This window comes from Enterococcus sp. B2E4, from assembly GCF_030499455.1.
GTDB classification, from domain to species: Bacteria; Bacillota; Bacilli; order Lactobacillales; family Enterococcaceae; genus Enterococcus_D; species Enterococcus_D casseliflavus.
The window spans coordinates 65,290-89,132 of sequence record NZ_JAUKPK010000017.1 but is presented as its reverse complement, the minus strand read 5'-3'; the positions used below and the strand labels follow the sequence as shown (position 1 = coordinate 89,132).

The 23,843-nt window shown below is 43.9% G+C and carries 25 protein-coding genes; 11 read left to right on the top strand and 14 right to left on the bottom strand.

The window, feature by feature from the left end:
- Window positions 1-13: 13 nt before the first annotated feature.
- The 4 genes from Q1X33_RS12615 to Q1X33_RS12600 all read right to left on the bottom strand — a co-directional run bounded on the left by Q1X33_RS12615 (window position 14) and on the right by Q1X33_RS12600 (window position 3,033).
- Window positions 14-538 (bottom strand): GNAT family N-acetyltransferase, encoded by a 525-nt coding sequence (locus tag Q1X33_RS12615; RefSeq protein WP_005228519.1) that lies wholly within the window; start codon window positions 536-538, stop codon window positions 14-16.
- Entirely contained in the window at window positions 531-1,004 is a 474-nt protein-coding gene (gene tsaE / locus Q1X33_RS12610) for a tRNA (adenosine(37)-N6)-threonylcarbamoyltransferase complex ATPase subunit type 1 TsaE (protein WP_005228518.1), read from the bottom strand. Before tsaE ends, Q1X33_RS12615 begins: the two co-directional genes overlap by 8 nt.
- Window positions 1,005-1,218: 214 nt before the next feature.
- On the bottom strand, window positions 1,219-2,202 hold the full coding sequence (gene pta / locus Q1X33_RS12605) for a phosphate acetyltransferase (protein ID WP_005228517.1): 984 nt from the start codon (window positions 2,200-2,202) through the stop codon (window positions 1,219-1,221).
- A 141-nt stretch (window positions 2,203-2,343) separates the two neighbouring features.
- Window positions 2,344-3,033, bottom strand: a complete 690-nt coding sequence (locus Q1X33_RS12600) for a uracil-DNA glycosylase (RefSeq protein ID WP_005228516.1) — start codon at window positions 3,031-3,033, stop codon at window positions 2,344-2,346.
- 132 nt (window positions 3,034-3,165) lie between these two features.
- Here Q1X33_RS12600 and Q1X33_RS12595 point away from each other — a divergent pair, with 132 nt between their 5' ends.
- A complete protein-coding gene (locus Q1X33_RS12595; protein WP_034869128.1) occupies window positions 3,166-4,035 on the top strand; it encodes a Cof-type HAD-IIB family hydrolase in 870 nt (289 codons plus the stop codon).
- Between the two features lie 39 nt (window positions 4,036-4,074).
- Window positions 4,075-4,596 (top strand): LURP-one-related/scramblase family protein, encoded by a 522-nt coding sequence (locus Q1X33_RS12590; protein WP_005228514.1) that lies wholly within the window; start codon window positions 4,075-4,077, stop codon window positions 4,594-4,596.
- A gap of 4 nt (window positions 4,597-4,600) precedes the next feature.
- On the opposite strand, the gene Q1X33_RS12585 is transcribed toward Q1X33_RS12590, so the two are convergent.
- Both Q1X33_RS12585 and Q1X33_RS12580 read right to left on the bottom strand, forming a co-directional pair.
- Complete coding sequence (locus tag Q1X33_RS12585; protein ID WP_005228513.1) at window positions 4,601-5,167, bottom strand: GNAT family N-acetyltransferase; 567 nt, start codon at window positions 5,165-5,167, stop codon at window positions 4,601-4,603.
- A gap of 93 nt (window positions 5,168-5,260) precedes the next feature.
- Window positions 5,261-5,638: a VOC family protein gene (locus Q1X33_RS12580; RefSeq protein ID WP_005228512.1), complete on the bottom strand. Its 378-nt coding sequence runs from the start codon at window positions 5,636-5,638 to the stop codon at window positions 5,261-5,263.
- 136 nt (window positions 5,639-5,774) lie between these two features.
- Here Q1X33_RS12580 and nrdI point away from each other — a divergent pair, with 136 nt between their 5' ends.
- Window positions 5,775-6,224 (top strand): class Ib ribonucleoside-diphosphate reductase assembly flavoprotein NrdI, encoded by a 450-nt coding sequence (gene nrdI / locus Q1X33_RS12575; RefSeq protein WP_005228511.1) that lies wholly within the window; start codon window positions 5,775-5,777, stop codon window positions 6,222-6,224.
- A gap of 41 nt (window positions 6,225-6,265) precedes the next feature.
- Window positions 6,266-7,915, top strand: coding sequence for a DNA mismatch repair protein MutS (locus tag Q1X33_RS12570; protein ID WP_034869126.1), 1,650 nt, complete (start codon window positions 6,266-6,268; stop codon window positions 7,913-7,915).
- Between the two features lie 67 nt (window positions 7,916-7,982).
- Here Q1X33_RS12570 and Q1X33_RS12565 read toward each other — a convergent pair whose 3' ends face one another.
- The 5 genes from Q1X33_RS12565 to Q1X33_RS12545 form a co-directional block, all read right to left on the bottom strand.
- Entirely contained in the window at window positions 7,983-9,803 is a 1,821-nt protein-coding gene (locus Q1X33_RS12565; protein ID WP_034869124.1) for an LTA synthase family protein, read from the bottom strand.
- A 192-nt stretch (window positions 9,804-9,995) separates the two neighbouring features.
- Window positions 9,996-10,820 carry an ammonia-dependent NAD(+) synthetase gene (gene nadE, locus Q1X33_RS12560; RefSeq protein WP_010749896.1) on the bottom strand — a complete coding sequence of 275 codons (825 nt, stop codon included), beginning with the start codon at window positions 10,818-10,820 and terminating at the stop codon, window positions 9,996-9,998.
- Between the two features lie 62 nt (window positions 10,821-10,882).
- Entirely contained in the window at window positions 10,883-12,349 is a 1,467-nt protein-coding gene (locus Q1X33_RS12555; RefSeq protein WP_005228507.1) for a nicotinate phosphoribosyltransferase, read from the bottom strand.
- A 249-nt stretch (window positions 12,350-12,598) separates the two neighbouring features.
- Entirely contained in the window at window positions 12,599-12,952 is a 354-nt protein-coding gene (locus Q1X33_RS12550) for a DUF1827 family protein (protein ID WP_010749898.1), read from the bottom strand.
- On the bottom strand, window positions 12,939-13,820 hold the full coding sequence (locus Q1X33_RS12545; RefSeq protein ID WP_005228505.1) for an HAD-IIB family hydrolase: 882 nt from the start codon (window positions 13,818-13,820) through the stop codon (window positions 12,939-12,941). Before Q1X33_RS12545 ends, Q1X33_RS12550 begins: the two co-directional genes overlap by 14 nt.
- Before the next feature lie 114 nt (window positions 13,821-13,934).
- Between Q1X33_RS12545 and Q1X33_RS12540 the strand changes: the two genes are divergently transcribed.
- The gene (locus Q1X33_RS12540) at window positions 13,935-14,708 is read left to right on the top strand and encodes a MerR family transcriptional regulator (protein ID WP_005228504.1); all 774 of its coding nucleotides are present in this window, start codon (window positions 13,935-13,937) and stop codon (window positions 14,706-14,708) included.
- Between the two features lie 61 nt (window positions 14,709-14,769).
- On the opposite strand, the gene Q1X33_RS12535 is transcribed toward Q1X33_RS12540, so the two are convergent.
- Together Q1X33_RS12535 and Q1X33_RS12530 are read right to left on the bottom strand one after the other, a co-directional pair.
- Window positions 14,770-15,687 carry a LacI family DNA-binding transcriptional regulator gene (locus Q1X33_RS12535; RefSeq protein WP_005228503.1) on the bottom strand — a complete coding sequence of 306 codons (918 nt, stop codon included), beginning with the start codon at window positions 15,685-15,687 and terminating at the stop codon, window positions 14,770-14,772.
- Window positions 15,688-15,700: 13 nt separating this feature from the next.
- Window positions 15,701-15,964 carry a hypothetical protein gene (locus Q1X33_RS12530; RefSeq protein WP_005228502.1) on the bottom strand — a complete coding sequence of 88 codons (264 nt, stop codon included), beginning with the start codon at window positions 15,962-15,964 and terminating at the stop codon, window positions 15,701-15,703.
- 193 nt (window positions 15,965-16,157) lie between these two features.
- Between Q1X33_RS12530 and Q1X33_RS12525 the strand changes: the two genes are divergently transcribed.
- From Q1X33_RS12525 to Q1X33_RS12505, 5 genes are all read left to right on the top strand, one after another.
- The gene (locus Q1X33_RS12525; RefSeq protein ID WP_005234115.1) at window positions 16,158-16,406 is read left to right on the top strand and encodes a helix-turn-helix domain-containing protein; all 249 of its coding nucleotides are present in this window, start codon (window positions 16,158-16,160) and stop codon (window positions 16,404-16,406) included.
- 176 nt (window positions 16,407-16,582) lie between these two features.
- The gene (locus tag Q1X33_RS12520; protein ID WP_005228500.1) at window positions 16,583-17,518 is read left to right on the top strand and encodes an ABC transporter ATP-binding protein; all 936 of its coding nucleotides are present in this window, start codon (window positions 16,583-16,585) and stop codon (window positions 17,516-17,518) included.
- Window positions 17,511-18,281, top strand: coding sequence for an ABC transporter permease (locus Q1X33_RS12515; protein WP_005228499.1), 771 nt, complete (start codon window positions 17,511-17,513; stop codon window positions 18,279-18,281). Before Q1X33_RS12520 ends, Q1X33_RS12515 begins: the two co-directional genes overlap by 8 nt.
- A gap of 151 nt (window positions 18,282-18,432) precedes the next feature.
- Window positions 18,433-19,116 (top strand): ABC transporter ATP-binding protein, encoded by a 684-nt coding sequence (locus Q1X33_RS12510; protein ID WP_005228498.1) that lies wholly within the window; start codon window positions 18,433-18,435, stop codon window positions 19,114-19,116.
- Entirely contained in the window at window positions 19,113-20,387 is a 1,275-nt protein-coding gene (locus Q1X33_RS12505) for an ABC transporter permease (RefSeq protein WP_270788203.1), read from the top strand. Before Q1X33_RS12510 ends, Q1X33_RS12505 begins: the two co-directional genes overlap by 4 nt.
- Before the next feature lie 68 nt (window positions 20,388-20,455).
- Here the strand turns inward: Q1X33_RS12505 and Q1X33_RS12500 are convergent, their stop codons facing one another.
- Window positions 20,456-22,285, bottom strand: coding sequence for a glucose PTS transporter subunit IIA (locus Q1X33_RS12500; protein WP_005228496.1), 1,830 nt, complete (start codon window positions 22,283-22,285; stop codon window positions 20,456-20,458).
- A gap of 290 nt (window positions 22,286-22,575) precedes the next feature.
- Here Q1X33_RS12500 and Q1X33_RS12495 point away from each other — a divergent pair, with 290 nt between their 5' ends.
- Entirely contained in the window at window positions 22,576-23,775 is a 1,200-nt protein-coding gene (locus Q1X33_RS12495) for a D-galactonate dehydratase (RefSeq protein ID WP_005228495.1), read from the top strand.
- Window positions 23,776-23,843: the final 68 nt, after the last annotated feature.

Here is a 23,843-nt window from a genome sequence, read left to right as displayed (position 1 = left end):
TCTTCACTCCTTTTTATGATTCAAAAAGACGTGCCATCATCAAGACGTCAACTTTTTGCCCCTTGCGGGTTTGCACCGCTTCTTTCATACAGCCTTCTGTTAAAAAACCAAATTTTTGATACAGATGGATCGCCCGTAAATTTCTCGCTTGAACGGTCAACTCGATGCGGGTCAATTCGCCAACTTCTACTACCCAGTCCAGTAATTCTTCAATCAAGAGCGAACCTAAGCCCAAGCCCCAATAGTCTTTTAAAATCGAGATACCGATCTCCCCGACATGGGCTAATTGCCACTCTTCATGGCCTTTGACTGATGCCATGGCGATCAATTGTTCTTGATCAAATGCCAACAACAGCAAATAGTCGTCCCGTTCATAGATAGCGTCCAGCTGTTCTGCCAATAAGGCTTCTGGCAACGCCAAGCCGCTTTCGTCCATCAAAAGAAAATCCGTTTCTTCTCCTAGCTGTTGACTGACTGCTAACACAGCTTTGGCATCAGCACCCGTGGCTTCTTTGATCTGTAATTGGATCTCACTCATGGGCTGCCTGCCATTTTGTTGTGATCCGTTGCAAAAAGGCGGTTGCTTTGATGCCATATGCATGACATTTCACAAGACGTTTTTGTTCATCTGTATCATCTTTTTCCAAAATCAGTTCTAAATAATCCTCTGGCAGGGAGGCTTCTAAGAGATTGCCCCACTCGATCACACACAAGCCATCCCCTTCGAAATAATCATCCAGTCCTAAATCATCTGCACCGTATTCCACCCGATAGACATCCATATGGTACAGCGGTAGCCGTCCATTGGTATATTCACGAATGATCGTATAGGTCGGACTTTTGATCAGTTGCTCGATCCCTAGCCCCAAGGCGATGCCTTTCGTCAAGGTTGTTTTGCCAGCACCTAAATCGCCCGTCAATACCAGATTATCCCCTGGCTCGGCTGCCTCTCCAATGATTTTTGCAAATGCTGCGGTTGCTTCTAAGTCGTTAATGGTAAACATAGTCCCCATCCTTTGATCAATCTAATTTACTAGTTGCTAGTATAGCTTGTTTTTCAAGGAATTGTAAAGAAGGAGCTTAGGGAAAATTTCCCGACGATCACTGGATCGTTGCTTTTGCGCACACTTCCTCCTTTGCTGCCCTCAACTTTCCAAGAGCAAAACAAAAAACTGACCCTCAAGGGATCAGTTTTTCATCAGTGCAGCGATTAGCTGCTTATTTTTCCATTAGTGTTTGTGCCGCAGTAATGATTGATAATTTGTAGACATCTTCTTCATTTGAACCACGAGACAAATCAGAGATTGGTTTGTTCAATCCTTGTAAGATTGGTCCAATCGCTTCAAAGTTACCGAAACGTTGGGCGATCTTGTAACCAATGTTTCCTGATTGTAAATCTGGGAAAACAAAGACGGTTGCTTTACCTGCTACTTCAGATTCAGGAGCTTTCAATTGCGCAACTGCTGAGATATACGCAGCATCGAATTGCAATTCTCCATCGATTTGGTATTCTGGTGCCAATTCTTTGGCGATTTTTGTTGCTTCAACGACTTTATCTACTTCTGGTGCTTTCGCAGACCCTTTCGTTGAGAAGCTTAACATAGCAACTTTTGGATCGATTTCAAATAATTCAGCGGTTTTCGCTGAGTCAACAGCGATTTCTGCCAATTCTTGTGCAGTTGGGTTTACATTGATGGCACAGTCTGAGAACAAGTATTTTTCTTGGTCACGACCACGAACCATTAAGAAAGCACCACTTGTACGGCTCACACCTGGTTTTGTTTTGATGATTTGTAAAGCGGGTCTTACTGTATCACCCGTAGAATGGATCGCTCCTGAAACCATTCCTTCAGTAATGCCCATGTAAGTCAACATTGTACCGAAATAGTTGACATCTTTTAAGATTTCTTCTGCTTGTTCTTTGGTTGCTTTGCCGTTGCGGCGTTCCACAAAAGCTTCAACCATTTCATCCCAACGATCATAATTTTCAGGATCTAAAATTTCAAAGTTTGATACGTTGATTCCGCGAGCTTCCGCTGCTTTTTCGATTTCAACCGGGTTACCGATCAAAACAGGTTCAATCAATTCTTCTGAACGTAAACGGCTAGCAGCACCTAGGATACGAGGATCTGTTGCTTCAGGAAAAACGATTTTGATATGACGACGCACGATTTTAAATTTTAAACTTTCGAATAATTCCACGGGTAAAGACCTCCAGTTTTTTTATACCCTTCCATTGTACAATAATTGCGAAAAAAAGAACAGATAAAAATCCTGTATTAGTCGATTATTTTAAATATCGTTACCTTTTTCACAAGTTCACTCATTCTAAATAACACAGTTTTACAACTGTGTTATTTTTTCCGGCAACGCCCAGGAAATCGGTTCTTCCCCTAACGCCAGCAATGCTTGATTGATCTTAGAAAAAGGCTTCGAACCAAAGAATCCTCGATGCGCTGATAACGGACTTGGATGAGGCGCTGTTATAATAATATGTTTGCTAGTATCTAGCAAAGCGGCTTTCTTTTGGGCGGGTTTGCCCCAAAGCACAAAAATGACCGGTTCTTCTCGTTGATTCAATTTTTCGATGATCGTATCAGTCAGCTGCTCCCAGCCATGCCCGTGATGTGAATAGGCTTGCCCTTCACGTACTGTCAACACGGTATTCAACAATAAGACCCCTTGTTGCGCCCAAGGTACGAGATAACCGTGGGACACAGGTGGAATCCCTAAGTCATCAGCTAATTCTTTGTAAATATTCCGCAACGAAGGCGGTATTTTGACCCCCGGCTGTACGGAAAACGACAGTCCGTGGGCTTGGTGAGGGCCATGATAAGGATCTTGACCTAAGATGACAACTTTTACGTCATGGTATGGTGTCAGTTTTAAGGCTTCATAAATATGATCCATCGCTGGATGGATCGTTTGCTGGGCATATTCTTGTTTCAAGAAAGTCCGCAGTTGTTGGTAGTACGGCTGCTCAAATGATTCCTGCAATTGTTCTTGCCAATCATTGTCCAATATTCGTTTCATGGCGAATCTCCTTTGTTTTCTTCTAGGATAACAAATCCCTCCCCTTAGAAACAAGAATTACTCTTCGAAAGAAAAAAAATGCGCGATTTATGGTACACTATTTGTAGAAACGATTAAGAAAGGACGCTGACAATGATCAAATTAATTGCTTCTGATATGGATGGTACGCTTTTAAATGCTAGTATGCAGATTTCAGAAGAAAATATCCAAGCAATCAAACATGCCCAATCCAAAGGAATCGAATTTATGGTCGCAACTGGCCGTAACCGCAAAGAGGCTTTGCCGCCGCTGCAAGAAGCCGGGATCGACTGTGCAATGATCACCTTGAATGGTGCCCAAGTCTACGACGAAGCGGGTAATTCATTATTTACTGTACCGATCAGCCATGAACAAACTCGTTCGTTGATCGACCTACTCAAAGAAAACGACATCTATTTTGAGATCTCCACGAGCAACGGGATCTATTCGGAAAGCCAAACACGTCGGATCGAAAATTTTGCGATCCACACGGCAGAAGCAATGCCCCATTTAACCCATAAGATGGCGATTGCTATGACAGCAGCCCGTTTGGAATTTTTACCGATCAATTATGTCGATGATTTCAGTGAGTTGTTTTCGATCGAAGAATTAGAATTTTTGAAAGTGATTTGCTTCCATCAAGATGGTGCGCGGGTATTGGGTCCTATCACGAAAATCATCGATGGGTACGGCGATCTAGTGGTGACTTCTTCTGGACAAAACAATATTGAGATCAACCACCGAAACGCGCAAAAAGGAATCGCAGTGGCGCATGTCGCTAAGGATCGGATGATCTCACTGGAGGAAGTGATGACGATCGGTGACAACTTAAATGATGTAAGTATGCTGCAACTGGCAGGCGTTAGTTTTGCAATGGGAAATGGCGAGTTAGAGGTAAAAGAAGCCGCGAAGTATTTGACGGACACCAATATTGAGTCTGGTGTCGGCAAAGCGATCGTTCGGGCAATTGATGAAAATCTTTAAATCACGCAGCTTTTTGGGGATACATGAGGAGGCGTAAGTATGTCAGAATTTTTCATCCAAGACAGACAACTTAGCAGAGTCACACGCACCATTGTCAAAGATGAAACAGGCAAATCACTGTTTTTAATGGTGGGCCGTTGGGGAACTAAGGGCGATGCTCTTTCCCTTTACCGCTTGAATGGGCAAATGGTTGCTAGTATCAAACAAATCAGTTTTACTTTTGGTACGCGCTTTGAGATCTACAAAGACTTTGAGAAAGTCGGTACACTGCAAAAAATCTTTAACTGGCCGGGTGATTTCTACTATATCCAGCAGCTTCACTGGGCGGTCCACGGCGATATCTACAATCATCGCTATGGGATCCATCATTTCAATAAAAAGATCATGGAAATGGATAAGGCGACCTTATTGACGGGGGATTATTATGTACTGGATGTCGTTGATGATCGGGATGCACCGGTCTGCATCTGTATCGCTGCCGTCATGGATTACTGGCTGTACAATCGGCACCGCAAGAAAGACCATCCTCTTGAGCTTCGACTAACAAATGGAACCAGCTGAAAAATCAGCTGGTTCTTTTTTGCATATGGTCGTATAGGTGGCCACTGATCTCTCTTTGGGCCACGACTTCAAAGCCATGCTTTTCATAGAGCCGCTTCGCATGGGGATTTGCTCGGTCAACACTCAAGCCGATCACCTCATAGCCATCTCTAGAAGCAATTTTCGGCAACGCTTCTAATAAGGCTGAGCCGACACCTTTACCGCGAAATTTCTCAGCCACACAGATGGTATCTAAGTACCATTCATTTGGTAAGGTTTCTTCATCGATAAACAGCTTCATGTCTTTACTCAAACCGTACTGTTCCAGCACTTTATCTAGAGGCTGATCGATCGTCGCCTCTTCTTTGTCTGGATATCCAAAGGCGACCCCAGCAACCTCCCCGTCGATCTCATTGACCAACGCACGGCGAAAGCCGTAACGATAGTCGGGTTCTAGCATGGCATCTGCCAAGATCTCTAAGGTCTTTGCTTCACCGATCTCTTTGACAAAGGGCAATTCCATATCCTTTAAAATGACTAAAACGAGTTCAGCCATGACAAAGCGATCTTCTTTTTTTGCAAATCTTATCACGTTTTCTCCTCCTTACTTCTATACATAGAATAACAATTCTCTCAAGAAAAACCAAGTTGAATCGACAAAGGATCCACACAAAGTTTTCCTTATTTATTCATGCAATTCCAACGGCAAGCCGTCTGGATCTTGGAAAAAGGTCATTTTCTTATTCGTAAAGGTATCGAAACGAATCGGTTCACACGCAATTCCTTTGGCGGCTAACTTTGCCACGACTGCTTCAATATTTTCCACCGCAAATGCCAAATGCCGCAAGCCAGCTGCTTCGGGGAAACTTGGTCTTGCTGGTGGGTTTTCCACCACAAACAGTTCTATTTCTGATTCCCCAAAGCGCAGGTCGATTTTTACATCTTTCTTTTCTGGGCGCGCATGTTCACGAATCACTTCAAAGCCTAATTTCTCTACATAAAATTCTTTGGTCTGCTGGTAATCACTGGCGATGATCGCCACATGATGCATTTTTGAAAACATTATTGCCACTCCTTTGTATTGGACTCCTCTCTCAGTTTAAAGCCTTTGGCTGCATTTTACTAGAAAAGACTGCCGAAGTTCTCATCTTTTCATAAATGGTTTCTGTTATACTAGAAAGCGGAAGGTGATGAAAAAAATGAAACTACTTTATATTTCAATCTCTGGAAATACCCGTGCATTCGTCAACCGCTTGTTGGCCTATGCGGATCAGCAAGACACTCCGAGTACTTGGGAAGCCAAAGAAATTCATGACAATAGTGTCTTTGAACAAGAAGACGAACCTTATGTGGTTTTTGTCCCTACCTATTTAGAAGGTGGAAATGGCGTCGATAACGGCGATCAGGAGATTCTCACAGAAACCATGCGGGAATACATTGACTATGAAAACAACGCAGCTCTTTGCTTAGGCGTGATCGGCAGTGGCAACAAAAACTTCAATTATCAATATTGCTTGACCGCAAAGCAATATGCGGAGCAATTTTCGATCCCGTTCTTAGCGGATTTCGAGCTGCGAGGCACGACCCAAGATATTGAACGGATCTATGCTTGTTTGAAAGAAATCGATCCTGCCCACAGCAACACTTAACTTTAGCCAGCATTCATTAGCCATTAGGAGGACTTTTGCATATGGAACCACAAACGATGGTCATTTTGATCATACTCGCCAGCATTCTCATCTTGACCGCATTAGATATCTGGAATCGATACAAAGTACGCCGTTACGTTCGGCTTGCTTGGGGAAAGCTTCCCCGTCAGCCCCGCTTTGATAAAGAAGCGAGTTTGAAAAAGGCTTGGCTGACTGAGAAGAAGTTTCACGATTTTGATAGCGAGGTCGATGACATCACTTGGTATGACTTGGATGGCTTTTCGTTGTTTGAGTCCATTAATCTGACGTTTTCCAGTGTTGGTTCAGAAGCATTGTACCAGCAATTACGCAATTTTCGCTTCAAGACGGACAAACAGCTGACCAAATTGATCGACTTTTTTGCTGCTGACAGTGCCGCACGCGAACAATCCCAATATACGTTTGCTCGTTTAGGAAAACAAGATGATAATTTCTCAAAAGCCTACTTGGCCAATGAAGCTGCGCAATCGATCGGCTCTCTGCCGTTCTTTGTCTTTTTAGGTGTGCTGCCGTTAGTCGGCATCTTGCTGCTCCTGCTGGGGTTTGTCCAAGGCATCCTGTTGACGTTGGTTAGTGTCGTTTTCAATACGATCTATTACTCCATCAAAAAAGCCAAGCTGGAAACAGAACTGAACAGCATGCGCTATTTGGTTCAAACGATTGCCTGTGGCAGTCAGATCGCTAAAATCAACACGCCCCTCCAAGATGAGATCAAACAATCCTTGGCACCATTAAAAAAGATCACTCGTTTCGCCTTTTCGTTTCGTGCCAAAAACGGCAGCGAAGGAGACATGTTGTTTGAATACATCAATATCATTTTTATGCTGCCGTTTATTTCCTATCAAACGGTCACCACTACCCTGGCAAAGCACCAACAAGCAGCCATCGATCTGTGGAATTTGCTGGGAAAATTGGAAGTCGCAGCCGCCATTTTAAATTTTCGCACGTATATGCCCATCACTTGCCTACCGACCTTCCAAACAAGCGGAGGTGTACAAGCAACGGGTACGTATCACCCGCTTCTAAGTGAAGCAGTCATGAATGATGTTGCTTGGACCCACAATACCCTCGTGACTGGCTCCAATGCCTCGGGCAAATCGACGTATGTCAAAAGTATCGCCATCAATTGCATCTTGGCACAAACGATCCAGACAGCAGTTGCCGAAACCTTTACGATGGTTCCCGGTCACGTCATTACCTCGATGGCTGTCGAAGATGATTTATTTGAAGGCGACAGCTATTTTGTAGCAGAGATCAAATCCATCAAACGCCTGCTAGACACCGTTGCTACGAACCAGCGCTGCTATTGTTTTGTTGATGAGATTTTAAAAGGAACCAATACGGTGGAACGGATCGCTGCTTCTGCCAGCATCATCCATTGGCTGCGTGCCTACCCATCATTGGCATTTGTCGCCACTCATGATATTGAGCTGACTGAAATATTGAAAAATGACTGCTGCAACATTCATTTTTCTGAACAAGTCACGGAAGATGACGGCATCTCCTTTGATTACAAGGTCAAATCCGGTCCTGCCTTGAGCCGCAATGCAATCGCCCTCTTAAAAGTCATGGGCTACCCTGAAACGATCGTTCAAGACGCCTATACCGCCGCCAATGATTTTGATCAAAACCGTAAATGGCAGGATTTATAACTTCATACAAACAAAAGCGCCTTATCCTGTGACTAACACTGGGATAAGGCGCTATTTTACATTTCATTTAGTCAAACAAACCAGTCGTTAAACTGTATTGCTCTCCTTGTAACACATCGTATTGGATCAAATTGTAGGCATCATAGATTTCTTGGGCTTCTTGATCCAATGCAAGGGTCGTCTGCCATTGCCCGCCTTGATAGTATTGACCCATTTCAAAAGCTGGCAGCTCATCTTGCAAGGCCAATAACAACTGGTAAAACCCGCTCGTTGGTTGGTCACTGGCTTCTAATAGGTTCGGCGCAAAGTAAAAGGGACTTGTTACAGGTACATCTTCTGGGGCAAAATTTCCTTGCGAATCGACCATCAAAAACTCCGTTTCATGCAGGGCAGCCGTTTCATTTTGCTCCTTGATCTCATCGGCATAAATGCCTGGTAAATGATCCCCCCAAAAGACGACCAGCGTTCGCCGATCCAGCTGCTCTAATTCAGCTACAAAGTTTTTCAACGCTGTACTGCTGTAGGAGATATCCTGCAGGTAGTTTTCCAAAGAAGCCATATTGCCCGGACCACTTGCTTGGTAATTCAAGGTATCGTATTTACCAGCATACGGCATATGGGTCTGCATCGTCACTAAATGGACAAATTGCGGTTGCTGATCGTTTTCCAACAATGCCAGCACTTCTTTGTAGGCCGCCTCATCAGAAATATAAGGATTATTTTCGATTTTGTCGGTATAGGTCATCGTCTCTTGATCGATAAACTGTTCAAACCCCATCACCCCATAGACATCCTTGCGTTTATACATCGATGTATCGTATGGATGGATCGCCGTTGCCGTATACCCTGATTGTTCCAAGAAAGAAACCAAGGATGGCAGTTGCGTCAATTTCGGCACCAGCATCGTGTAAGGCGTCGTCATTTGCGGATTCAATAGGCCCATGGCAAAACCAGTCAGCGCTTCAAACTCGATGTTTGCCGTACCGCCTCCATAATTTTGCGAAAGCATTTTTCCACTGATGGTTTGATCGGCGACGTGGTAATAGTCTTTCAACGGATCGCCGGTGATCGACAAGCCATTTAAATGGCTCGGGTCGGAAAAGCTCTCGCTCATCACATAGACGATATTTGGTGCTTCACTTTCACGGTCTTGATTTTTCTCCGCAGCCTGTGCATTGTAGGTGTCCGCAATCGCTTGGATCGCTTCTTTTGAATACCCCTCAGGCTTCGTCATGGCATCTACCCGCAGGTTGTACAAAAACCCACCGATGAATCCCGTATTGTAGTAGTTCATTTTTTGTGAATACGGAATCCAGAGCGCCGTCTGATTGTAGGCTTTGCGTAAAAGGTTGTTGCTGTCATTGAAGTGAGAAACATAGACTAAGCCCAGCGAGCATACGACCAGCACTGCTCCTCGCATCACTTGCAAACGCAGGTTTAATTTGCGGCTGCGATAGATACTCCAGCCGATCGCCCCGATCGCCGCCAGAGCGAAGAGGATGGCTAAGAAAAAGGCGCTATTGCCGATCATGGTTCGTAGAAGGTCGAATTGAGTGACCATCTTTAAATCATCGGGATAGATTGGTTCTTGGCGATAGACCATCTTTGTGTGGTTGGCATATCCTAAGATTCCGATGACGACACTATAAAAGACGCCTCCGATCAGTACCGAACCTGCCAAGCTGGCAAACACCCCATACACCAGCAGTAGCACCCCACAAGCCAAGAAAAACTTTGCTGTATGCCACGAAAAGGCAAATTTCAGAGCTAATTCAACGGAAAGATTGTTTTGACACCATTGCAAATATAAATTACTGAAAATGATCAACAGGACGATGGCGATGCCTTTTAATGCGATCTTCAGATAAGGATGGCTATTTATTTTCACGAAGGAACATTCCTCCTTTTCTACACATTCTAGGTACCCTCGTATTTTATGCTTTCGAGGCAAGAAAGTAAAGCCGAGGTAAGAAGCTTTTGTTATTTTTAAAGAAAGCAAGCCTCATAAAAAAAGAGTCTAAGGTTTCTTGCCCCCTAGACTCTTCTTTCTATCCGAATGGAACTCAATCATTGGTTTCGTTTATTTCCAAAAATCATCAAAAATCGTGACTGGCAAGTGGCGTTTGTGTTGCGTTTTGTTCCACCAGTTTTCAATGGTTTGTTGGGCTTCAGCCGAAATTTCCTTGCCTTCTAAATAGTCATCGATGTCGTTGTAGGTCACTCCTAAAGCTGCTTCATCTGCCACTAAAGGTTTACCATCTTCCAAGTCCGCAGTTGGGACTTTTGTATACAACGCTTCTGGCGCGCCTAAATATTGCAAGAGTTGACGGCCTTGGCGCTTATTCAAACGAAACAGTGGTAAAATATCGGCTCCGCCATCCCCGTACTTCGTAAAGAAGCCGGTGATGTTTTCCGCAGCATGATCTGTTCCCAGAACAGCTCCTGCTTTTTCACCCGCAATGGCATATTGCGTGATCATCCGTTGACGGGCTTTGATATTGCCTTTATTAAAGTCGGAAACCGCTAACCCTGCTTCTTCCACCGCTTGTACTTGCGCATCGACGGCGGCTTTGATGTTTACCCGCAGCTCAATGTCTGGTTGGATAAACGCTAGCGCTTTTTTGGCATCTTCTTCGTCTGCTTGTTCCCCATAAGGTAAGCGTACCCCTATGAACTGATAGTTGGGATTCCCAGTTTCGCTGCGCATTTCCTCCATCGTCAATTGCGCAAGCCGTCCAGCTAACGTCGAATCTTGTCCACCACTGATCCCCAAGACAAACGTATGCAAGAACGGATTCTTTTGCAGATACGCCTTTAAAAAATCAATACTCTTACGAACTTCTTCTTTCGGGTCGATGGTCGGTAAGACTCCTAATTCTTTGATAATTTCTTGTTGCATGGTCATAGAAACGCCTCCTCTTATTTTTTGAAGCAGCTGACTGATCCTAGGACCAGCGCAGTTGCGGATTACAAAATCGCGCCATTGGTTTGTTTGCGTACTTTTTCAATCGTGCGCATTTTATGATCCCAGCATTCTTGCGAAAGATCGACTGGGTATTTCTGTGGATTCAAGTCACGTTTGTACTCGTCCCAAAGGGAATCCAAGCAATTCGTCGCATAGGCTTTGATGTGTTCTAAGTCAGGCACTTGATACACTTGCTGGCCATCTACAAAGATGTCTTGCAATAATGGTCGCGCATCAAAGTTCGTCACTGTTTTGTTGATAAAGGTATGAACAGGATGGAACATGAACAGTTCGTCTTCTGCTTGTGGATTTTCTTCCCATAGCGTGACATAATCGCCTTCTGACTTGCCGTCAGATTTACGGGTGATCCGCCAAACTTGTTTTTTCCCAGGGGTCGAAACCTTTTCAGCATTGCTGGATAATTTGATGGTGTCGATCATTTCTCCCTGCTCATTTTCGATGGCCACCAGTTTATAAACCGCGCCTAATGCCGGTTGATCGTAAGCGGTGATCAGCTTGGTGCCGACACCCCACACATCGATTTTCGCCTTTTGCATTTTCAAGCTTAGAATCGTATTTTCGTCTAGATCATTGGAAGCATAGACTTTGGCTTCCGTGAATCCCGCTTCATCCAGCTGTTCACGGACTTTTTTCGAGATATACGCCATATCGCCGCTGTCGATCCGCACACCTAAGAAATTGATCTTATCCCCCATCTCTTTAGCCACACGAATCGCATTTGGCACACCTAAGCGCAATGTATCATAGGTATCGACTAAGAATACGCAATCTTTATGGGTTTGGGCATACGCCATAAATGCATCATAGTCATTGCCGTAGGATTGCACGAGGGAATGGGCGTGGGTTCCGCTGGCTGGGATGCCAAAAATCTTCCCTGCCCGCACATTACTCGTCGCATCTGCTCCGCCAATATAAGCCGCTCGGGTCCCCCAAATGGCTGCATCCAATTCTTGTGCCCGCCGTGAACCAAATTCCAACAAGGGATCCGTGCCGATCACGGATTTGATGCGGGCCGCTTTCGTGGCGATCAGTGTTTGGAAATTGACCATATTCAGTAACGCCGTTTCGATCAACTGTGCTTGTGCCAACGGCCCTTCTACTTGAATGATCGGTTCATTGTTGAAGACTAAATCGCCTTCTAACGCAGAACGAACGGTACAAGCAAACTTGAACTCCTTTAGATACTCTAAAAAGGCTTCTGGATAGCCGCCGATTTCTCGCAAGTAGGCAATATCCGTTTCTGAAAAGGATAAATCGTTCAAATAGTCGATCAGTCGTTCCAGACCGGCAAAGATCGCATAGCCGTTTTCAAAAGGCATGTCACGGAAATAGCATTCAAACACCGCATTACGATCGGCTCTGCCTAACTCCCAATAGGTTTGCATCATGTTGATTTGGTAGAGATCGGTGTGCAGCGTCAAGCTGTCATCTTTAAATAATTTCTGCATGTTCTTACTCCCTCTAGCTTACTTCTTCTCATTATAGCAAAAAAAACACAAAAGACAGAAAATCTTGTTTTTTTCAAAAAAAAGTTGGGTTTTTGCTAGTACAAGGCAATCCATCTGAGAACAAATTGCTCAAAAGCATGGGTCAGCCTCCTACTTATTGGCGCATCATTCCTGCGCGCGTGTAAGGTCGCCCCTTTGTTCAACGTTTGATTGCTCTTGCAACGTGCATGTCCCAACTTCTTTCAACTACTATTCTTTCACAGGCAATTGAACAAGAATGACATCTTTCCTCGGTTTAGAAAAGGTGATGCCTCTTGCTTCCATTTCTTTACGAATATTAACATTGACGGTCACGTCTTTGCGATCGACCTTCAGCAAACGATGAATCGCTGTGTCGACTTCTTCCCGACTGATTTTCTTTTTATTGTTGATCAATACTAAAGAAATCGTATCAAAACTATCCACATAGAGAATCTGCGTCCGATCAAGCGAGTACAATTTATAGTATTTGATCGCTATTTTGTCGAATAGATACTTGGAGATGTTCGGGTAAAAAGTTTCCATATTTAGATTTTGGTTTACTGGGGTTTCAATCAACTTCATGCACAACATCCTCTCTCGAAACTAATTCTGTTAAAATAAAGCGGCCAACACCGCCATCTTCCGCGCGCTCAATGGTTCGATCACAAACTGCTTTGATCGCTGGGCTGGCATTTGCTACAGCCAAAGAAACATCCACCGCTTCAAACATCGCAAGGTCATTTTCACCATCACCGATCCCGTAGCTTTTGGCAGCGGGAAAAGCTTCTAAAAAGGAACGGATCGCGGCACCTTTGGTCGCCAATGGATCAACGATCTCCAGTGTTTGGACAAAGGATTGAAAAATCGCAGCCGTTTCTGATTGGATCATCTCCCGTAGCCGTTCTCTTTTTTCGTCTGACGCTTCCATCAGTTCGATTTTGATGACCTTTATCTCTGGATGTTCCTTCATAAACTGCAGCACGTCGTCTTTATGAAGACATTCGTTGTAAAAGAACTCATATTTGTAGTCAGCGATGATTTGTCCTCGCTCCCCTAACTCCGCGAGTAACTGCTTGCGGCTTTCTTGAAACTGCGCTTCATACAAATGCGCTTGTGGGGAAATGATGCCATGGTCAGTATGTAAGAAATAAAAAACCTCTTCTGTTTCTAAGATACCAATCACTTGCGCCAATGTCTTATAGGGCAAAGTATGCGTCAAAACAGGCGCTTCTCCTTTTACCATTAGACCAGCGCCGTTTCCAAAAATCACATCGCAGGAAAGGCCTTCTTCCGCCATCATATCTTGAACAAGCTCAAATCCTCGCCCTGTGACAAACACAAAGTGATCCCCTTGGTCTTGCAAACAACGGATGGCTTCTTTATTGATCTCATGAATCGGGTGCCCCATTTCTTGGAACGTCCCATCAATATCAGAAAAAACTATTTGCATCTTATCTTCCTTTCTTTGTTATAATTATAGCACATTTTAAAAAACGCAAAAAAATTTTCTTGACTTTGTCGTTACGTCAACCTTTAGGATACAGGTGTAAGGAGGGAAAAGCCGATGGAATATACGATCAGTGCCTTAGCTAAACTGTCAGGAGTCAGCAGCCGTACCCTGCGGTATTATGATCAGATCAAGTTGTTACAACCGCAACGCACCAACTCAGCTGGTTACCGTATCTACGGGAGACAGGAAGTCGATCGCCTACAGCAGATTTTATATTTTAAGTCTTTTGGGCTGTCATTAGAAACAATCCGCGGAATCTTGGATAAGCCACAAGAATCGATCCAAACGGTCTTGTTGCAGCATTACCAACAGCTTTTACAAGAGCGAGCAGCCCTGGACAGTCTTTTGACCACCTTGGCGCAAACAATTGATTATTATGAAGGAGAAAAGACGATGACCGATCAAGAGAAATTCAGTTATTTTAAGGAACAAAAAATTCGTGAAAACGAAGCGAACTACGGTGCCGAATTACGAGAAGCCTACGGTGAGGAAATCATCGAACAAAGCAACCAAAAGTGGCAGCAGATGACCCAAGTCGATTATCAAGCACTGACCGACAACGAAAACCGCTTATTGCAGCTGATAAAAGAGCTATTGAATGAAAAGGAAGGGAAACGAATCCCTTCTGACAAAGCCGAAAAGGCTTTTGCTGCGCATCAAGCATGGCTTAAACAAGCAGCGCCCTTTTACTCAGCAGAATATCACCGATCTTTAGGGGAAATGTACGTTCAAGACGAGCGTTTTACCGCCTATTACGATCAAAAAGCAGGCGTCGGCAGCGCGCAGCTGTTGAAACAGATCATTGACCATTACACCAAATCCCATTAAATAAACGATGCGCAAGCACTGCCCGCTCAGGGGCACTGTTTGCGCATCGTTTCGTCTGTAGCTATCGTTTGATGAACTCATAAGGCATGCGATAGTTGCCGCTTTTTTCCATTACCGCCAATTGGACGGCAGTCTCCCCACAAGCTTGCAAGTGATGATCGATCGTTGAAAGCTGCAGCAGCTCGCTGATGTATAGATTGTCCCGTCCAATCACGAGCCATTCTCCCGGCGCCTGCGACTGGATCCCTGCAGCAACATGATCCCCATTGGTGAAAATCGCTTCGACTCCTTTATATGCAAAATAAGCAGCCGCTTCTTTGCCATCTTCTTCCGTCAAACAATCCCAAAAAATCAAGTCTTCGGAAAAGGTCGAAAAATAGTCATGAGCCAAACGGACCGTGATTTTTGAATTGCTGCTGAGCTTGCGGCTACGTCCCAATGTCACGCCGATTTTCTGGATGCCTTGTTCCTTAAAATACGTGAAGACCTCCTTGATCGATTCCTCTCGATCGATATAAGTGCAGCCGTCAGTCAAATACGAGATATTTTCACAAAAGACGATGCGTCCGTATGAACGATAAGGCAATAAGGTTTCGATCGGATTCGCCCGCGAGGTAATGATCAAAGCATCAAAGCTTTTCGCCGCAAATTCTTGCAAATATGCTTCCTCTACTTGCGGATCATAGTTCGTGGCTAAAAGCGTCACCTTATAGCCACGAGCAAACGCTGCTGTCGTGATGCCGCTCAATAATCGATCAAAATAGGGATGATTGACAAACGGTAGGATCACGCCGATGTTTTTGGTTTTGCCGACACTTAATGCCCGCGCCGTGTAATTCGGAATATAGTTGACCTCTTCCATGACAGCCAGGATCTTACGACGCTTTTCTTCACTGACATAAGGATTGTTATTAATGACTCGTGAAACCGTTGAGACCGAATAGCCGGTCAAGCGTGCAATATCCCGAATGTTTGCCATGACTCACTGCTCCTTAAACGAATAATTGTTCTTTCATATAGTCTATCACACTTAGCCCACATGTATAAAATTCATAGTAATCGTTGTGATGGATAAATCCGATGCGCTGAGACCCGAAGTGTTCATCACACGTCAAGTGACTGATCTCATCCACAGGAATTTCTACTAACCGTTCTTGAAAGAACCCTTTTGGCTTCGTCAATACCAGTTGTTGTCCATCAAATGCCAACGTCACATAACAACATTCCGCACCATTTTTCTTCATGTATGTATTCATGTTTCCATCCCGCCTTCCTTTTTATAAATCAAGCATACTGTATGAAACGCGTCTCAGAGCAAGTCATTTGTTTCACTTTTTGACAAAAACCGATCGCCCTTCATGTGAATCACTTCGCATATTTTGCTTTTGTTGGTACAATAAAAAGAGAATAGTGCGAAAAAAAGCGCTATTTTTTAAGGAGGACCGCAAAGTGACATTAGAAGAAGCTTTTTTATTAGACACCTTGCGTTGCCGCTTCAAATTTTTAAGAGAAGAACGCGGATTGAGCCCAAAAGAAGTATGCCAGCATCTCGATGTGTCTTACCCCGATTACACCTTATACGAAGCAGGCGATCGCTTACCCGATGTATTGACGCTGCTACACGCAGCTTCCCTCTATAATGTTTCTGTCGATTACTTATTAGGACAGACAGAACGACCAGAACGGTATTTATGCTAACAATCGACTTTATCGAAAAAACGATCAAATGGTCGTTATTTCTTTTGCCTCTTTCCCACTTTTCATCGATTAGCAACAATTGTTATCTAATCAAATGAAAAAAATCAAATCATGCGGTTCTTCTTGAAAAAAAATGATAGAATAAACCATCATACATAGAAGGAGTTCAAACAAACATGACCTATGCACTAGAACTAACCGATTTACGCAAAGTCTATGCTACCGGCGTTGAAGCGTTGCGGGGCATAAATTTGACGGTGGAAGAAGGCGACTTTTATGCCTTGTTAGGCCCAAACGGCGCTGGAAAGTCCACCACCATCGGCATTATCACCTCTCTTGTCAATAAATCTTCGGGAAGCGTCAAAGTCTTCGGCTACGATTTAGACAAAGAATTGGTCCAAGTCAAACAACAGATTGGTCTGGTTCCCCAAGAATTCAATTTCAATCCCTTTGAAACGGTCCAGCAGATCGTTGTCAATCAAGCTGGGTATTATGGTGTCCCTCGCAACGAAGCCATCAAGCGCAGCGAAAAATACCTGAAGCAGTCGAATTTGTGGGAAAAACGCAATGTTCGTGCGCGGATGCTGTCGGGCGGGATGAAACGCCGTTTGATGATTGCTCGTGCCCTGATGCATGAACCACGGCTATTGATTTTGGATGAACCGACGGCAGGTGTCGATATCGAATTACGGCGGGAAATGTGGAGCTTTTTGCGGGAATTGAACCAAAAGGGCACAACGATCATTTTGACGACCCATTATTTAGAAGAGGCGGAAATGCTTTGCCGCAACATCGGGATCATCCAATCTGGTGAACTGATCGAAAACACCAGCATGAAGTCCTTATTGGCAAAACTGCAATTTGAAACCTTTCTTTTTGATATCGCACCGATCAAGCAAGCACCAACGATCACTGGGTATCCGATCCAAATGGAAGATGAACAGACCATCGCTGTTGAAGTCGCTCGAGATCAAGGCGTCAACGATCTTTTTGCCCAATTCAGTCAGCAAGGGATCAATGTCCTCTCCATGCGCAACAAATCCAATCGCTTGGAAGAACTATTTTTGAAAATCACCGAAGAATCACACGAAGCGGAGGAAAACCATGTTTAGTCTTTATTTTACAGCCTTAAAAAGTTTAGCGGTCAAAGAGACCAACCGCTATTTACGGATTTGGGTGCAGACCCTCGTCCCACCCGTCATCACTACTTCCTTATACTTTATTATCTTTGGGAAAATGATCGGCAGCCGCATCGGCGAAATGGGCGGCTTTTCTTATATGGAATTTATCGTTCCTGGGCTGATCATGATGTCAACGATCACTAGTTCTTACTCTAACGTGTCATCTTCCTTCTTTTCACAGAAGTTTCAAAAAAACATTGAGGAACTCTTAGTGGCGCCGGTCCCTACCCACGTCATCATTTGGGGCTTTGTCTTTGGCGGACTTGGCCGTAGTATCTTGGTGGGCACATTGGTGACCATCATTTCCCTTTTCTTCGTCCCATTACATGTTTATTCTTGGGTCATCGTTGTCTTAACCCTTGTCATGACCGCCATCTTATTTTCATTAGCAGGGTTGCTAAATGGGATCTTCGCCCAATCCTTTGACGATGTTTCCATCGTACCAACCTTTGTTTTACAACCATTGACCTATCTTGGAGGCGTCTTTTACTCCATCAGCATGCTGCCGCCGATTTGGCAAACGATCTCCAAAGTCAACCCGATCGTGTATATGATCTCTGGTTTCCGTTACGGCTTTTTGGGCACCATCGATGTCCCGATTTTCCTCTCCATCGGTATTTTGGTCTTGTTCATTGTCGTCTTATACAGCGTATGCTGGTACTTGATCCAAAAAGGCCGCGGGCTGCGTAGTTAATTGAACTTAAAATTTATTTTATAGCTTCTTAGCGATTCCCAGTGGGGGTCGCTTTTTTTCATTTAATTTCAGAAACTACTCCTAAAGACTGATTTATTGGCAACTATTTGTGATAATCTTAACTTATTAACGTTTTTAGAGGAGGAATGTAATGATCGTTTTAGAAACAAGAAAGTTAACGAGGGTTTATGGAAAAGGAGAAACTAGATTCGATGCCTTGAAGGGCATTGATTTAAAAATCTATGCGGGTGAGTCAGTGGCAATTATCGGTAAAAGTGGTTCAGGTAAGTCTACATTGATGCACTTATTAGCCTTGTTGGACCAGCCTACTAGCGGAGATCTATTTTTACTTGGAAGAAATGTCAAAGGAAAAAAGGCTGCTGAATTAAACAAACTGCGAAACGAAACCTTTGGCTTCGTGTTTCAGCAATTTTTTATGAACGCCAAAGATACGGTTCATGACAACGTGATGCTACCATTGAAAATCAGCGGTATGCGTCGAAATCAACGAAAAAAACTGGTAGATGAAGCACTACAAGCCGTAGAATTGGGTGATAAAGCAAAAAATAAAGCATCTGACCTTTCTGGCGGTCAAAAACAACGGGTCTGTATTGCCCGAGCACTCGTCAACAAACCCAAAATCATTTTTGCCGATGAGCCTACTGGAAATCTTGATTCAGCGACGGGAGAAAAAGTCGAAGAGCTATTATTTGATCTTAACGAAAAAGAAAATATCACCCTAGTCATCGTCACCCACGATCCTGATCTAGCTGCCCGCTGTGATCGGCAGATCCATATTAAAGATGGTTTAGTGATTGAGGAGGACGATAAATGAAATTCAACGATTTGTTAAAAACTTCTGCGAAAAATCTGTTGCGAAACAAAGGCCGAACACTCCTGACGATCATTGCTATTTTTATTGGTGCCTTTACCATTTATCTAACGATGGGTATCAACACCGGTATTAATAATTACCTCGATCAACAAATTACAGCTGCCGGTGACAATAGCCTACTAGCAGTCTACAAAATGGATGGCAGTAATAATATAATACCAGCGTCCACTATTCAAGAATACGATCCAGAGAAATCCTCTGCAGAAGCTAACGTAATTACACCTGCAGATATGGAAGTAATTGAAAGTATCGAGCATATTGATACCGTTAAACCAATCAGCTTTTTAGTAGCGGATTACATTCAGGGGAGTTCCACTACGAAATATCAACTCACCGCAATGGCTTCTGGTGATATCGATTTAGAATTAGAAGATGGTCGACAAGTCAATAATGAAGTTGATGGATTTGAAGTCATTCTTGATCAAGATTATGTGGAAATTTTAGGCTTTAAAGATGCCAAAGAGGCTTTGGAAAAAGAAGTTACTATTGGAGTGTCTTCTCATGCAACTGGTGAACAAGAAACTGTCACAGCAACAATTGTTGGGGTTCGCCATTTCAGCTTTATTCAAGCTGGAATGACTATTTTTAATCAGGCTTTGAGTCAAAAAGTGTTGGAAATTTATGAAGTAGGCTTACCAGAAAACTTAAAAAACCAATCTTTTGTTGTACAGGCATATCTAGAAGAAAATTTATCCAGTGAAGCAATCGATACCATCAAAGAATCTTTACAAGAAAATGGCTTCCAAGGAATGACTGTGGAAGATGAAATCAATATGTTTCGTATGGTAATTGATGCGATTACTGGCGTCTTGACTTTATTTGGGGCAATTTCACTGTTAGCTGCCAGCTTTGGTATTATCAATACATTGTATATGTCTGTTCAAGACCGAACCCGTGAGATTGGCTTAATGAAAGCCTTAGGAATGAGTCGCAGCAAAGTTTTTCTGACCTTTAGCTTCGAAGCACTCTTAATTGGTTTCTTCGGCGCTTTCAGTGGGATCGTCGCCGCTTTTAGTTTAGGAAATATCATCAATGACTATGCTTCAAGCACGTTTCTTGAAGCTTTGACCGGATTTCAATTGATTGGTTTTTCTTGGTCGAACACGCTGACTGTTATGGGTGTCATCTTATTGATTGCCTTTTTAGCCGGCACATTGCCTGCTAACCGAGCAGGTAAACTAGATCCAATCCAAGCTTTGCGTTATGAATAAACATAAATAGTTACTGGACAAATAAAAAAAGATGAACTTCGTTAACGAAGCTCATCTTTTTTCTTTTATTAGGCATTCAAGACGACTTTTTCCAGCAATGCACCGGCTTGGTGTCTGCCTTCTAAATCAGTACTTACAGAAAATTGCTGCACGCGATCCATGTTGGTGATCAAAACGATCACCATGGTTTCTTTGCCTTGCTGCTTGATAAATGGCAGATCCATTTGTGCCAGTTTGGTTTGCGGAGTGACTTGCTCCCCAGCTTTGACAAAGACTTCAAAGCCTTGACCGCCAAGGGAAACTGTATCGATCCCCATATGCACAAGAACTTCAACGCCGTTTTGGGTTTTGATCCCGACGGCATGTTTTGAAGGGAACACAGTGGTGACTTCGCCACTGACTGGTGCAAAGATTTGGCCATCTTGGGACTCGATGGCATAGCCTTCTCCCATCATTTTCGTTGAAAAAACTTCATCTGGTACATCTTCTAATGGGACGTATTCACCATGGGTCACGGCATGCAGATCCACTTCGTTGGTGTAACGATCGCCTTCTGCTGCTTGATTTGGTACCAAGAACCAGCTCATGGCAAAAGATAAGCCGATCGCCAAGATGATCCCTAGAACGGCGTAGACAAAGTATTCCCCGATATAGGCTGGCAAACTAAAGATACTTGAAAGAATGTACCCATAAATACGAACACCGAAGAAACTGATGAAGGCAGAAGCTACAGAACTACCAACTGTTGCTGCGATAAAGGCTTTTTTATACTTCGACAAAATCCCGAATAACGCAGGTTCTGTGATCCCTAACAAGCCTGAAACCGCCGACGATAGAATGATCGATTTTTCTTCTTTGGTTTTGACTTTGAAATAAATAGCTGCTGTTGCGCCGGTGATTGCCATATTTGCCATAAACATCATTGGCATCAGCATATCATATCCTTGATTGGCAAAGTTTTGCAAAGCGATCGGGGTCATGGCATGATGCAGTCCCGTGAAGATTGCGATTGGTCGAATCGCCCCTACCACGATTCCTGCTAAGACAGGCGAGATAGTGAATAATCCAGCCACGCCAGCAGCCAATAAGTTTCCTAGATGGATACTGATTGGGCCAATGACCGTTAATGTCAAGATACCAGTGACAAACAACGAAATCGTCGGTGTAAACACGGTACGCAGCACTTGTGGTAAGAGTTTATCGACCCAACGGTAAATATAGCTGAGTGCCAGCACGGCAAAGATAATGGGAATCACTGTCCCTGCATAGTTAAAGACGGGTACTGGCAGTACGCCGAACAAACGAAAGGCGGAAATGCTTCCTTCGGCTACCGCATTGGTCATTGTTGGAAATTGCAGCGTTGCCGCGATTGCGATCGCTAAATATTGATTGGTTTTAAAAATCCGAGCGGCAGAAGCAGCAACAAAAAATGGCAAGAATGTGAATACGCCGCTCGCAATCATGTCGATCACTAAATAGGTATCTGTTTGATTAGAGATGACATTCAATGCCACCAATCCAGCCATCAATCCTTTAATCATTCCTGCGCCAGCGATAGCTGGAACGATCGGACCAAAAACGCCAGAAACGGTATCCATAAATAAGGAAACGGCGCCTTTTTTCTCAGATGACTCCCCTTGGTTCGCTTCATCAAGTCCTAATTCTTTGGCCAAAGGTGCATAATAATCAGCAACATCCGTTCCTATCACTACTTGCAGCTGATTGCTTTGATATTTTGTTCCTACGACTTTGGGTGTTTTTTCTAACGCCGCATAGTCGACTTTTTTCTCATCCTTTAAATCAAAACGCAAGCGAGTCATACAGTGCCATGCATTGTTGATATTGTCTGATCCGCCAACATCTTTAATGATCTGTTTTACGATGTCTTCTTTGGTCATCTTTTTTTCCCCCTGTTGTTTGCTAACGGTCCTGATCCTTTTGACGGGCGCCCTTTCAGGTGTTTCCGTTTTCACACACATAGTAGCATGCTCACACAGACTTGTAAAACCAGTCCTTTTTTGATAAAACTAGAATAAAAACGCTATATATCAACGTTTTATTATAAATTAGGCAAAAATTGGACTGGTTTTATGGTGTATATCCAGTTTTTATTAGACCAAATTGACAGCGGTTGCCAAGCATGTTTCAATGGCTATAGCAACTAGAGACAAAAATTGGAGTGAATGAAATGACACCAACGATCATCACCGACGTCAAAGCCTTTGCGATCAAACCTGATCGTCATAACCTTGTTGTCGTTAAAGTAGAAACGAACAAAGGCGTATCTGGGTTAGGTTGTGCAACCTTCCAGTTTCGCCCACTAGCCGTAAAAACCGTCGTTGACGAGTATTTACGACCCCTCTTACTTGGCCGCGATGCCAATCAAATCGAAGATCTTTGGCAAGTGATGAATGTCAATTCTTACTGGCGGAATGGTCCGATCACCAACAATGCCATCTCAGGAGTCGACATGGCTTTATGGGACATCAAGGGACAATTAGCCGATATGCCATTGTATCAACTGTTAGGTGGAAAAGCGCGTACGGCGATTCCCGCCTATACCCATGCCGTGGCAGATAATCTCGAAGACCTTTATCAAGAAATCGATCGCTTCTTGGCTGAGGGCTATCGCTATATCCGTTGCCAATTAGGCTTTTATGGTGGAAATCCTAGCCAACTGCAAACACCCGATCAGCCCATCGCTGGTTCCTATTTTGATCAAACAGACTACATGGACACAACACTGAAAATGTTTGCTGCGATCCAAGAACGATACGGCAATCAATTTCAAATGCTGCATGACGTGCATGAACGGCTACATCCAAACCAAGCGATTCAATTTGCAAAAGCCGCTGAGCCTTTCAATCTCTTTTTCCTAGAAGATATTTTGCCGCCGGATCAAAACAAGTGGTTGCAGCAACTCCGCAGCCAGTCGGCGACCCCGATCGCGACCGGCGAATTGTTCAATAATCCGATGGAATGGCAAGAGCTAGTCAAAAATCAACAGATTGACTTTATGCGCGCCCATGTCTCACAAATTGGTGGGATCACGCCAGCATTGAAATTGGCTCACTTCTGCGATGCGATGGGCATTCGGATCGCTTGGCACACGCCGTCTGATATCAGCCCTGTCGGCTTAGCCGTCAACAACCATCTAAATATCCATCTCCATAATGCCGCGATCCAAGAAACGATTGCGATCCCAGCAAATACCCAGTCGGTCTTTGGTGGTAGTCCGCAACCTGAAAACGGCTATTTTTATCCCATCGAGAAAAGTGGGATCGGAATCACGTTCGATGAAGCAGCAGCTGCGGAATTTCCCGTGGTTTACCGTCCTCATGAATGGACCCAGAGCCGTACACCAGACGGCACTTTGATCACTCCTTAAACACAACAAAAGACATCCCCTGTCCAATCGACAGGGGATGTCTTTGTTCTCTCTGGGTAAGGACAACG